The sequence below is a fragment of the Lentzea kentuckyensis genome, assembly GCF_002150765.1.
Taxonomy (GTDB): Bacteria; Actinomycetota; Actinomycetes; order Mycobacteriales; family Pseudonocardiaceae; genus Lentzea; species Lentzea kentuckyensis.
This window is the reverse complement of record NZ_MUYM01000160.1, coordinates 1-1,404: the sequence shown is the minus strand read 5'-3', so window position 1 is coordinate 1,404 and position 1,404 is coordinate 1. Positions and strand designations below refer to the sequence as shown.

The 1,404-nt window shown below is 68.6% G+C and carries 1 protein-coding gene; it reads right to left on the bottom strand.

Annotated elements, in window-relative coordinates:
* Positions 1-583 precede the first annotated feature (583 nt).
* On the bottom strand, positions 584-1,404 hold an 821-nt coding region (locus B0F77_RS44390; protein WP_086669078.1), incomplete at its 5' end, for a GNAT family N-acetyltransferase.

Genomic DNA, 1,404 nt, shown 5'->3' with positions numbered 1-1,404 from the left:
TTCATCATCGTGTCCATGATCACCCGGCCCGCGTTGCCCGGCGTGCCGAGCTTGCCCCACGCGCGGATGAACCTGCCGGTGGCGTTCCAGCGCAGGATCAGCGTGTTCGCGGCGTCGATCGCGCCGTCACGCCACTTGGTGTCGCCGGTGAGCCGGTACGCGGTGACCCAGGACGGGTAGAAGAGGAACCCCAGGTCGTGGTCGCGGGGTTCCAGCCGGCGCGGTGCCAGCCGGTCGTTCGCGGCCTCGGCCAGCGTGCGGAGCCCGGCGTCGCCGCTGTCGAGGTGCGCGAGCCACAGCGTGCCTGGCCAGAAACCGCCGATCCAGCCGCCGTCGGCGACGTAGGTCCACTTCTCGAACNNCCGAGCGCGACACCGGCGCCGGTGAGCAGGGGAGTAGCAGCGGCAGACGCCAGAAGGGTGCGTCGAGACAGATTCACGAGACCGTCCAGTCCCTTTCATGTCCTTGCGCCCGGCGACACCCTGCCAGATCCGATCAAGTCGTGTAAAGAGAAGTCAAAATTGATTCTTCGCCTTGTGTCGGCGGTAAAACGAATTGTTCACAAGGATGAACAATTCAGTGCTCAGACCCGAATGAGGACGGCGTCGAGATGGCGTGGGCTCAGGCCGTGCCGCCGTTTGAAGTCCGCGTTGTCCCGGCCGCCTTCGAGCGTCGTCCGGCCCAGCCGGATCGCGAGCTTGACCGACTCGGCGAACAGCACGCCGTACGGGCTGTACCGGCCGTCGACCGCGTAGTCGACGCCGCACGTCCAGGTGTGGAACCGGGTCGCGTCGGCGAGGCAGACGCCGGCCGCGACGAGTTTGCCGTGCTGGCGGACCTCGATCACGTGCGCGAGCGCGCCGAGCGCCGTGACGAACCTGGAGAAGGTGACGCCGGGGTAGAAGCCGTTGTTGTCGAAGCGGCCCGCCGTCTTGGTGCACAGCAGGGCGATCTCGTCGAGGGCGGCGTGCTCGACGGGGAGGATCTCGATCGCGACGCCCGCCTCCCGCGATCTTCGCTCGTTGCGCCGCAGGTTCGCCCGGACGCGGCTGCCGAGCCGGGCCAGGTAGTCCTCGTAGCTCCCGAGATCGGTGGCCCACCGGTCGGTCAGGTGACGCGCGGGCAGCCCGGCCGCCCTCAGTTCCTGCGACAACGCGCTGCCGCGCTGGACGTTCACGAACCCGTACCAGCCCGCACCGAACATCGACGCCGCCTGGGTCATGGCGTCCAGCAGCACCGGCAGGACCTCGGCGGTGGCCGGCACGTGCGTGTCGTAGCAGTGCCAGATGTGACTGAGCAGCGCGCGCTCACCGCGTGCCTCCGGGTACGCCTCATGCAGGCGGCGCAACGGATTCGGCGCCGACTGGAGGTAGACGGGCAGCACGCCGACCAGCTTTCCGCCGT